This is a genomic window from Actinomycetota bacterium (assembly GCA_041658625.1).
Lineage (GTDB): Bacteria > Actinomycetota > JAHEXW01 > JAHEXW01 > JAHEXW01 > JBAZZW01.
Map to the genome: position 1 here is coordinate 629,952 of JBAZZW010000001.1, position 13,422 is coordinate 643,373.

Below are 13,422 nucleotides of genomic sequence, written 5' to 3' on the forward strand. Positions count from 1 at the left end.
AGACACATGGCACCCGATGGAAAACCACTCCAGCCCTCCAAAGCGCTGAAGTGCCTCTAAGCAGCCGCACTCTCATTCTCTAGAGAATGAGAGTGCCATAATCTCACAAACTAGAATTATGCACCCTGGTCAACCGACTGTAGTACTACTGCTCTTTGGAGAACGGGAGTGACGTAACGTTAGACTTGCGCAACGAGCCGTGAGTTGGCCCCCTCGCCTAACCTCTCCCCGACGGGGAGAGGGAGACTTCTCGATTCGCTACGCTCATTCGAATAGCAATTTTGCGGTTGGGCGCGTCGCCGCGAGTAAGACTAAGAAAGTAGCTGGCATTTCCCGAGGAAGGCAATAAAAACGATAATTGACCAGGCCCACTATCGTGCCCTGGAGCACGATAGTGTTCCCCTAATAAGTTCGAAGTCAATATTTAGGGTGGCCGGGACAATAATTCAAATCCGCTTGCGCCAATCGTTAGGGCCTGCCTGCCGACAGGCAGGTGGGGTGGGACTCCAATGCCGGAGGCAAGGCGCAGCGGGTGACGTGGTTTTTTTATCGAAGGGAGCATTAAACTTCGATAACCCTCAAACAGGAATCCACTTTTAGCGAGCTATCGGTGAAAAAACGGCGGCAGGACCCGCGCGCACTATCTTACAGCGCTTCCTTGTCGGCGGCGTCCAGGACGTGGTCGATGTATTTCTTGAGGACGGGCGGCAGTCCTGGAATCTCGATGTTCAGGAACCCGCGGGTAATGGCTGACATCGCTTCGTCCTTGGTCAGGCCGCGCGTCTGCAGATACTCGACCTCTTCCTCGGCGATGGGCGAGATGGCGGCTTCGTGGGAGAGCTCGGCTTGCGGCGCCATCTCCGCGGCTAGCGCGGGAATGGCCCAGATCTTGGCCTTGTCGCCGAACAGGATGCCGCGGCAATCCAGGTGCGCCCGGCTCTCGTTGACCTGGCTCAGCAGATCGCCGCGCGCGTATATCTCACTCTCGTCGTAAGCGACGGTGCGGGCGATGGATTCAGCGCTTGTGTTCTTGCCTTTCAAGACAGCACGTGAGCCAACGTCGATGTAGGAATCTTTCTTGCCCGCCAATATGGTATTAAACCGCGCGCGGGAACCGGCGCCATTCAAGTAAGCCGCCGGGAACATCTGAATCGATTTTACCGGTTTCATCAGGATGTAGTTGTTGACGAATGTCGCGCCTTCGTCACAGATTGTCCCGCTGCGCGGCCGGACGTCAAAGGTTTCCGCCCAGTTATGGATCATCGTAAACATCAAACTTGAATTCTTTCTGAGGAAGAACTCGGAAATCCCGATATGCGCGCCGCCCGATACCTCTTCTTGAACCGTACAGCCGGTGATGATCTGGGCTTCGGCGCCCTCGTCCAGAACGACCATGTTGTGAACGTTTTGGCTGACGTTGTTTTCTGACAGCAGCAGGCAAGCCTGAATCGGCGTCTCGACTTTCTGGTTCTTGAAGACATGGATGAAGTAGCCGTGGGTGTGTTTCAGTTCCGCCCGCGCCGTGAATTTATCCTGGTCAAGGGGGACGGCGGTCCACCATAAATCTTGCGCCCACTCGTACTTTTCCAGCGCCTCGGCCGTCGACATGATTTCCAGCTGGCCCTTGTACATCTCCTGCACCTTGTGATAGATGGGCGAGTAGTCAACCTGGAAGTAACTGCCGGAGCGGAACGTTTCCGAAGTGTCGATGCCGGCGTAGAGCGCGGCTTCCTTCATCTGTTTGCTCAAGGATTTTAACGAAGTGACTTCCTGCTTCGCTTGAGGTTCCTCAAAGCGGGCAAAGTCGACGTCCGGGCCGAACTTGGCCGGTTTGTCCTTAACGGTTTCCGCAATCGCGCGCCACTCGGCGCGCTTTTTGGCCAGTCTGTCCTTTACCGACATTTGCGGCACCTCACACACGCTTCATAGCCGTTCTCGCGAATCTCGGTGAACAGGTCCCGCGGATTGCCTTCGCAGACGATCGTGCCATGCATAAAAACATGGCCGAAGTCGGCGTTGACGTACTCTAAAATGTGTCCGGTGTGGGTAACGATGAGGCCGGCTTTTGTCTGCTTGCCGGTCTTGCGGGCTTCCTTTCGCTCCAGGATGTCGGCCATCGCGCCGCCGACAATCGCCATATTATCTAAGTCGACGCCGGACTCCGGCTCGTCGAACATGGCGAAAAGAGGATTCTGGGCCAAGAGCTGTAGCATCTCGCCTCGTTTTGCCTCGCCGCCTGAAAAGCCCTGGTTGATATCCCGGTCCATCATTTCGGTAAGATTCAATTCCGCCGCCAGCCTGTCCGCCGCGGCTTCGTCCTTCTTGCCCATACAGATCTCTACCATCTGGCGCGTTTTTACGCCCCTGACAACCGGCGGACGCTGGAACGTCATACCGATGCCCAGACGCGCGCGCTCGTCGATCGTCGCGCGGGTGATGTCTTTTCCCTTGAAAGTTATTTTCCCGCCGGTTATCTTGTATCGCGGCATGCCCATGATAGCCATCAGCAGCGTCGTCTTGCCGCTGCCGTTCGGACCCAGCAGAGCGTGCACTTCGCCCTCGTTGATCCTCATATTGACCTTGTTGAGAATCGGTTTGCCGCCGATTTTGGCGGACAGGTTCTTGATCTCGAGCACTGGTGTCTCCCGGATTCGCCTATAATTTCTGATTTATTATCTCTTATTTGTTATTTGATGGATAGTGGTGGCCGCTTCACGAGCAGTCGTCGTTGGGGCAAGACATTCACCCGGGCACCTTACTGGGCGAACTTTCGCAGCCGCCCAAAACACCGATCGGCGAGAAGACCTGAGCCAGCTCATCGCTGCCGCATAACGGACACTTTGGTCCTTCCTGCTTCTCTTTCATCGTTGCTCTGATGGTGACCGCTTCGCCGCAGCCGCCGCAGACAAAATCATATTCAGGCATTTTTCCTCCTTGTTAGGCATGAGCCATAAGCCGTGAGCCGCGAGTTGATAAAGTAACTGCAAAGAGCCAAGACACCGAAGCTGCCTCGTGGCTCAAGGCTCGCGCCTCGTGGCTTTCTTATATTTGCGTTAGATAGTAGATTCCGACGGCGATTAAGATAATGCCGCTGGCGATATCGACATATTTCTTGGCCGCTTGGGCCTTCTTTAACCAGGCGTTGGCAAAGCCGGCAAGGGTCCCAAGAAACAATAACGGCAATCCGTGCCCAATCCCAAAAATAAACAGCATCGTCGCGCCATACAAAACATTGCCTTTCTCCAGAACAACCGTCAGCACCGGCATCAAGAACCCGATGCCGCAATTCCCCATAAAAACCGCGCCGAACATGCCGAGGATAAACGCGCCGACGACGCCTTTACGCCTCGTCGGTTTGGGCGCCGCGTTCATGAACGCCGGTAGCCGGATCTGGTAGACGCCCAGGAAATTCAGGCCGATCAAAACAAGCATAATTCCCGCGAACAGAGATATATAGCTCTGCGAAACCGGCAAATTACCGCCTACCAGGGAAACGGCTACACCCATGGCCGTATAAACGAGTGTCATGCCGGCAACAAACGAAGCCGACAAGACAAATCCCTGGCTTTTAGGCGACTCGCCCTTGGCCGTTTCGTGGGCTACGTAGCTGAGAACTATGGGGAACATCGCCCACATACAGGGGCTGAATATTCCTGAGGCGGCGGCCCAGAGAAACGCGCCGGGATAGGTAGCGATAGGTATGCCGCTTAAAGCCTGCTGCCAGGTCATCGGCTACTTCGCCAGCTCTTCCAGCTTCTTGGATAAAACGGTTTTGTCGACTACGCCCTCCAGAGAATCCACAGCATTTCCGTTCTTGTCAAAAAGTATCGTCATCGGCACGAATTGCACGTTGAATTTCTCGGCAACCGGAAGTTCTTTTTCTTCGTCAACAAAGACAGCCATGAAATTGATTTTGCCGTCGTACCGCGGTTTTAGCTCATCGACCAACTGGCCCATCGTGACGCAGGCCGGTCAGTTCGAGGAGCGCAGAAGCAAAAGCGTCGGTTTCCCGTTCTCCAAGGTTTTTTCGATTGCCGGCAGCGACGATCCTGCCGACGTCGAATTCGCTCCGTCTGTCTGATTCGTCCCGATCATCTTGGGGACGACTATAACCGCCGCGATTACGATAACGCTTATGACGATGACTGCTTTCCAAAAGTTGCTCATACCGTATTCTCACATCCTGATTTTCCCCGTAGCTCGTTATGGATTACACTGCAGAACCAGTTCAGTTTCTCGCCGCAAGCGGAATAGAGGATGCTGTTACCTTTCCGCCGACAGACGACCAGGCCGACCAAACGTAAATGACGAAGGTGATGCGAGGTCAACGGCTGCGATAAACCCATGTGCGCGCAGATGTCGCCAACGCTCTTTTCTCCCCCTCCAACCAGGTAAAGATATATGTTGAACCTGTTCGAATCGGACAGATTCTTGAATATCGGCAATAGCGTTTCGGCTTTCATATATAAAGTATATAAATATGTCTTTATATTGTCAACGGCGCGAGGCCCGGTTGCTTTTCGCACAATCAGGAGTAGAATTATAGGTTGATTGTTTTTAGGGGGATTTTCATTGATTGGATCTCTGACCAACGCTATCACCAGTTCCATCTCCGTGTGGGGCTATCCTGCTATATTCGTCCTTATGACTCTCAGTAGTATGTGTATGCCCGTCTCCAGCGAGGTCGTCATCCTTTTCGCCGGTTTTCTGGCTTATCAAGGCCAGCTGGACCTATTCCCCATCATCATTTGGGCAACCGCCGGCAACCTGTTCGGCTCGATAATTTCGTATTATGTCGGCCTATACGGCGGGCGGCCTTTCATCGAGAAATACGGCAAATATGTTTTTGTTAAGAAGCGTGAGATCGACTGGGCGGATCACTGGTTTGACAGATACGGCCACGAAACCGTTTTCTTCGGCCGGATGATCCCGGTTGTCCGCGCCGTCATCAGCGTACCCGCCGGCGTGTCCAGGATGAACATGGGCAAGTTTCTATTATATTCGACCCTGGGCGCCCTGCCCTGGGACACCGGACTGGCTTTCGCCGGCTACGCGCTTGGTTCTCAATGGCACAAGATAACCAAGTATTTCAACGCTGCCACAATAATAGTTGGAGTCATCTTGTTAGCGGCCGTCGCGTACTTTGTTTACGCGCACATAAAGAGGAGAAACGGGCTGCGAAATGGTTGACATTTCGTCACTGACGCCAGGCGAGACTTATAAAGAACTGAATACTTCCCGCCGGGGTATGACATCCGAAGAGGCGGCTAAGAAGCTTAGCGAATACGGTCCCAACGTGCTAATCGCGCAGAAGTCCACGCCCATTTACTACCGTCTGATCGCTCAGTTCACAGACCTCTTTGCCGTCCTTCTGGAAATCGGCAGTCTGATCGCTTTTGTGTCTTATTTCATCGGCCGCGACATATACCAACTTTATGTGGCTATAGCCATTATCATGGTCGTCATCTTAAACGCGATCATCGGCTTTTTCCAGGAATACCGCGCTGAAAAAGCGACCGAGGCCTTAAAGAAACTCGTGCCGGTCTTCGCGCGTGTCGCGCGCGACGGTGAAAGAATACAGATTCCTGCCGAGGAAGTTGTGCCGGGCGACCTACTGGTCCTGGAGGAGGGCGATAATATAGTCGCCGACGCCAGAATCGTCGAGGAATTTGAACTTCGCACAAACAACATGACGCTGACCGGTGAATCCTCTCCAGTAAAGGTCACCTCGGAACCTATCAAAACCGACGGATTGGCCAAGACCGACATTAGAAACCTCATCTTCATGGGCACCAGCGTCGCGACCGGTAACGGCGCTGCCGTCGTCCTTCATACCGGTATGTACACTCAGTTCGGAGAGGTCTTCCGGCTGACCACAACAGCCAAGGAACCGCCTAGCCCGCTAGAGAAACAAGTTGATTTCCTGGCCAAGCGAGTGGCGGTTATAGCCATTATCATCGGTTTCATCCTGTTTGGGGTGGCCTTACAACTGAGCATGGGGTATGTCGAAGCGTTTCTGTTCGCGCTCGGCGTCATGATGGCGCTTGTTCCGCAAGGCTTACCGGCTACCATGTCGGTGTCGTTGGCACTTGCTATTCAGAGGATGGCCAAGTCCAACGTCCTTATTAAGAAGCTTTCCGCTGTTGAAACGCTGGGTTCGACCAATGTTATCTGCACGGATAAAACAGGCACTTTAACAAAAGCTGAAATGACAGTCAAGGAAATGTGGATCAGCCGGCGACGCTTGGAAGTCGGCGGCGTTGGCTACGAACCAATAGGCGTTTTTTCCGAAAACGGGCGCGAGCTATCCGCGCAAGAAGTCCTGGACGCGGGCGGCTTGATGTTTAAAACGGCCATTCTGGCCAGCACGGCCCGTCTGGTCGCGCCGGACGATGAAGTGAAGAATTGGACCATCCTCGGCGACTCGACGGAAGCTTCGCTAATCGTCGCCGCCGCTAAGGCCGGACTAAATCAGGATGAGATCTTGGATGTTCATCCCAAGCTTTACCAATTCCCATTCGAATCGGTTCGCAAGAGGATGTCTTCCATCCATCGTTCGCCAGACAGCCAACAGGTTTTTTCTTATGTTAAGGGCGCCCCCAAGGAAGTCCTCGGCCATTGCGTGAAAATCCTCATAAACGGAAAGATAGAGAAGCTGACCGACGAACTCCGGTCGGAGGTTCTAGAAGCCAATGACGCCTACGCGCGGGAGTCGCTGCGAGTTCTCGCTATGGCCTACCGCGAAATGTCATCCACCGCGCATAAGTTTACCCAGGAAGAAGCCGAGAAAGACTTGGTATTTATCGGCCTGATGGCCATGGCGGATCCGCCGCGTCCCGAAGTAGCCGACGCGGTCACCAAGGCCAAGCGAGCCGGTATTCGGATTATCATGATTACCGGCGACTACGGGCTAACGGCCGAAGCCATTGCCCGCCGTATCGGCATCGTGACCAGAAACCACTGCAGAATCGTTACCGGTATTGAACTGGAAGCGATGTCTGAAGACGAGTTCGCCAAGGTTCTGGAGACCAACTACGAAATCATCTTCGCTAGAGTAGCGCCGGAACAGAAATTACAGATATCTCAAACCTTGCGCGAACAGGGCAATATCGTGGCGATGACCGGCGACGGTGTCAACGACGCCCCCGCCCTCAAGGCGGCTGATATAGGCGTAGCCATGGGAGTGAGCGGCACAGACGTTAGCAAAGAAGCCGCCGTCATGGTTTTGCTTGATGACAGTTTTGCCAGTATCGTAACGGCGATAGAGGAAGGCCGCGGCGTTTACAGCAATATCAAACGGTTCGTGCTCTATATTTTCAGCCACAACCTGTCCGAGCTTAGTCCGTTCTTGTTCGCCTCGTTTTCAGGCATAAACCTGATTCCGATGGGAGTGCTGCAAGTCTTGACTATTGACCTCGGCAGCGATGTTCTGCCGGGACTAGCCTTGGGAACAGAACAGCCCGAACCCGGTATCATGGATCAACCGCCCAGGCCCCGTAATGACCGGCTTATGAACGCTGCGGCCGTCAAACGCCTGCTATTCCTTGGCCTTATCCAGTCTCTCGGATCTGTCGGAGGATTCCTGCTCACTCTCTATCTCGGCGGCTGGCACTGGGGGCAGGCTCTGGACATTAACACCTCGTTGCTTTACCGGCAGGCAGTGACCATGACTCAGGGCGGCGTTGTTGTCGGCCAATTCTTCAATGGATTCGCCATTCGCACGGACAAGGTGTCGGTCTTTAGAATCGGATTGTTCAGCAATCGCAGACTTATCTATGGCGAAATTATCGGCTTAATAATCTTCGCGCTTATCAGTTATGTTCCGCTGTTAAACAATGTCCTGCACACGGGGCCTTTAGGTTTGGTGCATTGGCTGATTCTATTCGGATTTGGGATACTTCTCTTTGTCGCGGAAGAAAGTCGAAAGGCGGTCGCAAGATGGCGAGACAAGAACCAAGTTAGAATAGATAAATGAATGTTCAAACCTTTTCCTTAACTGAAGCCGCCAAGAAAGAAGTTCCGCGCGCTCCGAAAGATGACGTCCTAAAGCTTCTTGAGTCAGAAACATCAGGCTTGGAATCGGACGAAGTCGCGCGCCGTCTGGAAACTTTTGGCTTAAACCAGCTTGCCGAGCTCAAGAAGAAGTCGATTATCCTAAAATTCTTAGAAAACTTCTACCACCTTTTCGCCATCCTTTTGTGGATCGGTGGCGGCATGGCGTTCGTAGCCGACATGCCTCAGCTCGGATATGCGATCTTCGCTGTTATCTTTATCAACGCCATTTTCTCTTTCTGGCAGGAATTCAAGGCCGAGAAAGCCACCGAAGCCCTGAAAAGGATGATGCCGAGTAAGGCCAAGGTGGTCAGAAACGGCGAGGTGCAAGAGATTATGGCCATCGACATCGTCCCCGGCGATATCCTCGTGCTCGAGGAAGGCGACAACATTTCTGCGGACGCCCGTCTAATTGAAGAGTTCGACTTGCGAACGAACAACGCCACTCTTACCGGCGAGTCGGAACCGGTCAGAAAGACCAGCGCTCCGGTTACCGGCGACAAACTGACGCAAACCGAGATCCCCAACCTGGTTTTCGCGGGAACGTCGGTTGCTTATGGCTCGGGGCGGGCGGTTGTCTTCGCCACCGCCATGCACACGGAATTCGGCAAGATCGCCCAGATGACTCAGGCCGTCAAGGAAGAGCCGAGTCCGCTGCAGAAAGAAATGACCAAAGTGACCCGTGTCGTCGCGCTTCTGTCGCTGGGCACAGGGGTATTATTTTTTGTTCTCGGATATTTCGTCGCCGGCTTATCACTCGCCGAAGGATTTTTGTTCTCCATCGGAATCATCGTCGCCCTGGTTCCGGAGGGCCTACTGCCAACCGTAACGTTAGGACTGGCCATGGGCGTCCAAAGAATGGCCAAGCGCCACGCTCTGATCAAGAAACTGTCGTCCGTCGAAACGCTGGGCTGCACCACTGTTATCTGCACCGACAAAACCGGGACCCTGACGCAAAACGAAATGACGGTTCGCGAAATCTGGGTTAACGGGGAGCACATCCATGTAACCGGCGTCGGTTATGAGCCGACCGGTGAATATGCCCACAAAGATCAGAAGCTTACCAAGGAAAAGCTTGAGGCGATTTCGATGCTTATGCGGTCGGCTTCGTTCTGCAATAACGCCAGGCTCATTCCGCCGTCAGACGAATCCAGGGGCTGGACGGTTCTGGGCGATCCCACGGAAGGCGCCTTGCTGGTGGCCGCCCAGAAAGCTGATTTCGACTACTCTCAAGAACTGGCCTCGGCCAAACGCGTATATGAACTCCCGTTTGACTCGGTCAGAAAACGCATGACGACGATTCACATGCATCATAAAATCGGCAAGATCGGCTACGTCAAAGGCGCACCGAAAGAGATACTTGGGCTGTGTACACGGCTTGCCAAACCGGACGGCATCGTCCCGCTTGACGAAAAGACCCGCCGCGCGATCATCGACCAGAACGATGCCTTCGCCAAAGAGGGATTGCGGGTCCTGGCCATGGCCTACAAGGAAATCCCTAAAGGAATGAAAGAATTCTCCCCCGAGACGACCGAGAAAGAGCTGGTTTTTGTCGGCCTAATGGCCATGATGGATCCGCCTCGTGAAGAGGTCGCCAAGGCCGTCGAGCAGTGCGCCACAGCGGGTATTAAGGTCATCATGGTTACCGGCGATTATGGTTTGACGGCGGAGTCGATCGCCCGCCGTATCGGCATCGTTAAAGGCGCCGGCGCGAGAATCGTGACCGGGAACGAACTGGAAGGCATGGACGAACAACAATTAATAGATGAGCTTAACAAACCGAATATCCTGTTCGCCAGGGTATCGCCTGAACACAAGATGAAAATCGCCAGAGCGCTTAAGGACATGGGCCATGTCGTAGCCATGACCGGCGACGGCGTTAACGACGCTCCCGCCTTAAAGATGGCCGATATCGGAGTGGCCATGGGCATCAGCGGAACCGACGTAGCCAAAGAAGCGGCCGAGATGATCCTGACAGATGACAACTTCGCGAGCATCGTCCACGCGATCGAGGAAGGCAGGGCGGTCTACGACAACATCCGGCGGTTTGTCATCTACATCTTTACCAGCAATTTTCCGGAGCTTGTGCCGTTTCTTTTGTTCGTTCTCTTCAAGATCCCCCTGCCTTTAACTATAATGCAGATACTGGCCATCGACCTCGGTACGGATATGCTGCCGGCTCTCGCTCTTGGCACGGAAGCGCCGGAGCCCGGGGTCATGACGCGGCCGCCCCGCGACCGCAACGAGCGATTGTTGAAAGCGCCCGTTTTGGCTAAGGCGTATCTCTTCCTCGGTCCGATACAATCCGTCGCGGCGATGTCAGCTTTCTACTTTATGTACCTCATGAACGGCTGGCGGCCGGGGATGGCCATGGCGGCTTCCGGTTTGGTTTATGTTAAAGCCACCACCATGACACACGCGGCGGTTGTGACAACGCAGATCGGCAACGGTTTTGCCCAACGCACGAACAGGGAGTCCATCTTTAAAGTCGGCTTCTTTTCCAACAAGTTTCTGCTTTGGGGTATCCTGGGCGAGTGCATCGGCATATTCGTATTGATCTATGTGCAACCCTTCCAGCGCATTTTTGAACATGGCCCGCTTGGCCTTGTCGACTGGATATTCCTGTTTTCTCTGGCGCCTTTACTATTGATCGCCGACGAAATCCGTAAATACTTCATACGGCGAAGCCTTCGGATGAAAGATAAATCATCTAACCCAGCTTCGTAGTTGGCGCGCGATGATTCTTGTATAATGAAAGCAGCCTGCCTTCGGCAGGCAGGTTCTACCATAAGGAGCGACTGATGAAGATAATTATTGCCGGTTGCGGAAGAGTCGGCGCCACTCTAGCGAAAAAGCTCTCTCTGGAAGGCCACGACGTCAGCGTCGTGGATAAGAATCCCGACGCGTTCGAGAGGTTGGGAAAGACCTTTAAGGGTCAAACCGTCAAGGGAATGGTTTTCGACGGCGAAGCGTTGAAGAACGCCGGTATCGAGAGAGCCGACGCGTTTCTCGCCGTTACCAGTGGAGACAACTCAAACGTCGTGTCCGCGACGATCGCGAAAGACGTCTACCGCGTGCCGACTGTCGTCGCGCGAATTTACGACCCGAGGCGAGCCGAAATCTACCGGCGCTTTGGCATTCCGACCGTCGCCAGCGTTACCTGGGCAGCCAACGAAATATTGACTTTCCTTACTTATACCAGCATGATCCGCGATATCTCGCTTGGCGACGGAGAAGTGCAGGTTACCAAGACAACGATACCGCCCAGACTGGTCGGACGGACAGTCGGTGAGCTAACAGTCCCTGGAGAAATAAGCGTTGTCGCGATAATCCGGAACGGAAAAGCCTTGATTCCCGGACCGGGAGACATATTCAAAGAACATGACATTATTGAAATCGCCGTTCTGACTACATCCATGTCACGGCTTAAGAAGATGCTGACCCCTTAGGGGCTATAAGGAGATAACATGTATGTTGTCATAGTAGGCGGAGGCAAAGTAGGTTCTTATCTGGCCAAGATGCTCACGGACACGGGCTACGAGGTCACCCTGGTCGAAGAGCGCAAGGAACAGGTCGTGAAAATCCGCGAGGACATGCCGGAGCTAAATGTCATCCTTGGCGACGGTTGCGAACCATATATCCTTGATGAATCGCGCGTCTTGAAAGCCGACGCCGTCGTCGCGGTAACCGGTCACGACGAGGACAATATCGTAGTATGCATGCTGGCCAAACTCGAGTATGAGGTCCCCAATACCATCGCCAGAATCAACAACCCCAAAAACGAATGGCTGTTCCGCGAATCCTTCGGCGTCGACGTAGCGCTCTCAAACACCCACATGATCGCCAAACTGCTGCAGGAAGAAATCGCCCTTGGCGACATCGTTACGTTATTAAAGCTGCGAAAAGGCGACGTAAGCCTGGTAGAAGTCACGCTAGCGGACGACAGCGCGGCTGTCGGACAAGCCGTAAAAGACTTGTCGCTACCCGCTGAAGTCGTACTGGTCACAGTTATTCACGGCAACGAGCTTATCTTGCCAAAGGGCACTACGGTGCTGCAAGCCGGCGACGAGATTCTTGCGGTCACGACCGGGACGGGCGAAGCGGCTCTGCAAAAAACTCTGGGTTCATCCAAATAAGTCGATGGCCCGTTCTCGGGACACCATCTTCGGGCAAAAAAAGAACGTCTTCTGGCTGGGCTTAACCAGCCTCTTCACCGATATCTCATCCGAAATGGTCTATCCTATCGTGCCCATCTTCGCGACGACCGTTTTGGGCGCGCCGGTCACATTCGTCGGCCTGGTCGAGGGAATCGCCGAGTCGACCGCCAGCTTGCTTAAGGTTTTCTCCGGATGGCTGTCGGACAGGCTGAACGGACGTAAGAAGTTGACCGTTGCCGGCTACGCTCTGTCCGCCTTAGGGAAACCCATTCTGATCTTCTCCACGGCTGTTTGGCAGATCCTCGCGTATCGATTCGTCGACAGGGCCGGCAAAGGCATCCGGACGGCTCCCAGAGACGCGTTGATCGCCGATTCCAGCGATTGCGACAACTACGGCAAATCCTTCGGCTTCCACCGGACGATGGATACCATCGGGGCAATGCTAGGCCCGACACTCGCGTTCCTGCTGCTGCCTGTTTTCGCCGCGCATTCAACGTCCAAAGGCTATCGGGAACTGTTTATGCTGGCGGTTGTACCGGCCGTCATCGGCGTTATCATTATCTTCGCGTTTGTTAAGGAGAAACGGATTGCCGTCCCGTCCGATTGCCTAGAGCCGCCGGCGGCGCCCAAAATCAGCCTCAAGCCGTTTAACCGGCGCTTCAAACTTTTTCTATTGGTTGTCCTTGTGTTCACTTTGGGCAACTCCAGCGACGCGTTTTTGATTTTGCGCGCCAGGAATGTCGGTCTGGCTGTAGTTCTGATTCCCCTGGCCTATCTGCTTTTCAACACGGTGAACGCCGCCCTGGCCACGCCGGCCGGCATCATATCCGACAGGTTGGGGCGATTCTGGGTGATGGCGCTGGGGTTTCTTGTTTTTGCCGGCGTCTACCTCGGATTCGCGCTGGCCGACAGCCAGAGCATTATTTGGCTTATGTTCGCGCTATACGGATTCTACTACGCGTTTACGGAAAGCATACTCAAGGCTTATACCGCCGACTTGGTGCCGGCGAACCTTCGCGGCACCGCGTACGGTCTTCTCAATATGACCATGGGTATGGCGCTGCTTCCCGCCAGCCTTTTTGCCGGCTGGTTATGGGTTAATGTCAGCGTCCGGGCGCCGTTTTTCTACGGGGCCGGTATGGCCGCGCTGGCTTTGCTTCTCCTCCTTATCTTTTTGCCTCGCGGGCGGCAGAACGCCGCCGGGACAATCTGA

13 protein-coding genes are annotated in these 13,422 nt (G+C 54.2%); 6 read left to right on the forward strand and 7 right to left on the reverse strand.

What is annotated here, in order from left to right:
• Positions 1-645: 645 nt before the first annotated feature.
• From WC891_03265 to WC891_03295, 7 genes are all read right to left on the reverse strand, one after another.
• Positions 646-1,902, reverse strand: coding sequence for a SufD family Fe-S cluster assembly protein (locus tag WC891_03265; GenBank protein MFA5866967.1), 1,257 nt, complete (start codon positions 1,900-1,902; stop codon positions 646-648).
• Positions 1,893-2,636: an ABC transporter ATP-binding protein gene (locus WC891_03270; GenBank protein MFA5866968.1), complete on the reverse strand. Its 744-nt coding sequence runs from the start codon at positions 2,634-2,636 to the stop codon at positions 1,893-1,895. Before WC891_03270 ends, WC891_03265 begins: the two co-directional genes overlap by 10 nt.
• 106 nt (positions 2,637-2,742) lie before the next feature.
• Positions 2,743-2,925 (reverse strand): FmdB family zinc ribbon protein, encoded by a 183-nt coding sequence (locus WC891_03275; GenBank protein ID MFA5866969.1) that lies wholly within the window; start codon positions 2,923-2,925, stop codon positions 2,743-2,745.
• A gap of 117 nt (positions 2,926-3,042) precedes the next feature.
• Complete coding sequence (locus tag WC891_03280) at positions 3,043-3,729, reverse strand: cytochrome c biogenesis protein CcdA (protein ID MFA5866970.1); 687 nt, start codon at positions 3,727-3,729, stop codon at positions 3,043-3,045.
• 3 nt (positions 3,730-3,732) lie between these two features.
• Positions 3,733-3,957, reverse strand: a complete 225-nt coding sequence (locus WC891_03285) for a thioredoxin domain-containing protein (protein ID MFA5866971.1) — start codon at positions 3,955-3,957, stop codon at positions 3,733-3,735.
• Positions 3,958-3,972: 15 nt separating this feature from the next.
• Entirely contained in the window at positions 3,973-4,167 is a 195-nt protein-coding gene (locus tag WC891_03290) for a hypothetical protein (protein MFA5866972.1), read from the reverse strand.
• Positions 4,164-4,463 carry a metalloregulator ArsR/SmtB family transcription factor gene (locus WC891_03295; GenBank protein ID MFA5866973.1) on the reverse strand — a complete coding sequence of 100 codons (300 nt, stop codon included), beginning with the start codon at positions 4,461-4,463 and terminating at the stop codon, positions 4,164-4,166. The genes WC891_03290 and WC891_03295 overlap by 4 nt, the downstream gene beginning before the upstream one ends.
• 109 nt (positions 4,464-4,572) lie before the next feature.
• Between WC891_03295 and WC891_03300 the strand changes: the two genes are divergently transcribed.
• From WC891_03300 to WC891_03325, 6 genes are all read left to right on the forward strand, one after another.
• Positions 4,573-5,190 (forward strand): DedA family protein, encoded by a 618-nt coding sequence (locus WC891_03300; GenBank protein ID MFA5866974.1) that lies wholly within the window; start codon positions 4,573-4,575, stop codon positions 5,188-5,190.
• Positions 5,183-7,975, forward strand: coding sequence for a cation-transporting P-type ATPase (locus WC891_03305; protein MFA5866975.1), 2,793 nt, complete (start codon positions 5,183-5,185; stop codon positions 7,973-7,975). Before WC891_03300 ends, WC891_03305 begins: the two co-directional genes overlap by 8 nt.
• The gene (locus tag WC891_03310) at positions 7,972-10,779 is read left to right on the forward strand and encodes a cation-transporting P-type ATPase (protein MFA5866976.1); all 2,808 of its coding nucleotides are present in this window, start codon (positions 7,972-7,974) and stop codon (positions 10,777-10,779) included. The genes WC891_03305 and WC891_03310 overlap by 4 nt, the downstream gene beginning before the upstream one ends.
• 74 nt (positions 10,780-10,853) lie before the next feature.
• Positions 10,854-11,501: an NAD-binding protein gene (locus WC891_03315; GenBank protein MFA5866977.1), complete on the forward strand. Its 648-nt coding sequence runs from the start codon at positions 10,854-10,856 to the stop codon at positions 11,499-11,501.
• A gap of 18 nt (positions 11,502-11,519) precedes the next feature.
• Positions 11,520-12,188, forward strand: a complete 669-nt coding sequence (locus tag WC891_03320; GenBank protein MFA5866978.1) for a TrkA family potassium uptake protein — start codon at positions 11,520-11,522, stop codon at positions 12,186-12,188.
• Positions 12,189-12,192: 4 nt separating this feature from the next.
• A complete protein-coding gene (locus tag WC891_03325) occupies positions 12,193-13,422 on the forward strand; it encodes an MFS transporter (protein ID MFA5866979.1) in 1,230 nt (409 codons plus the stop codon).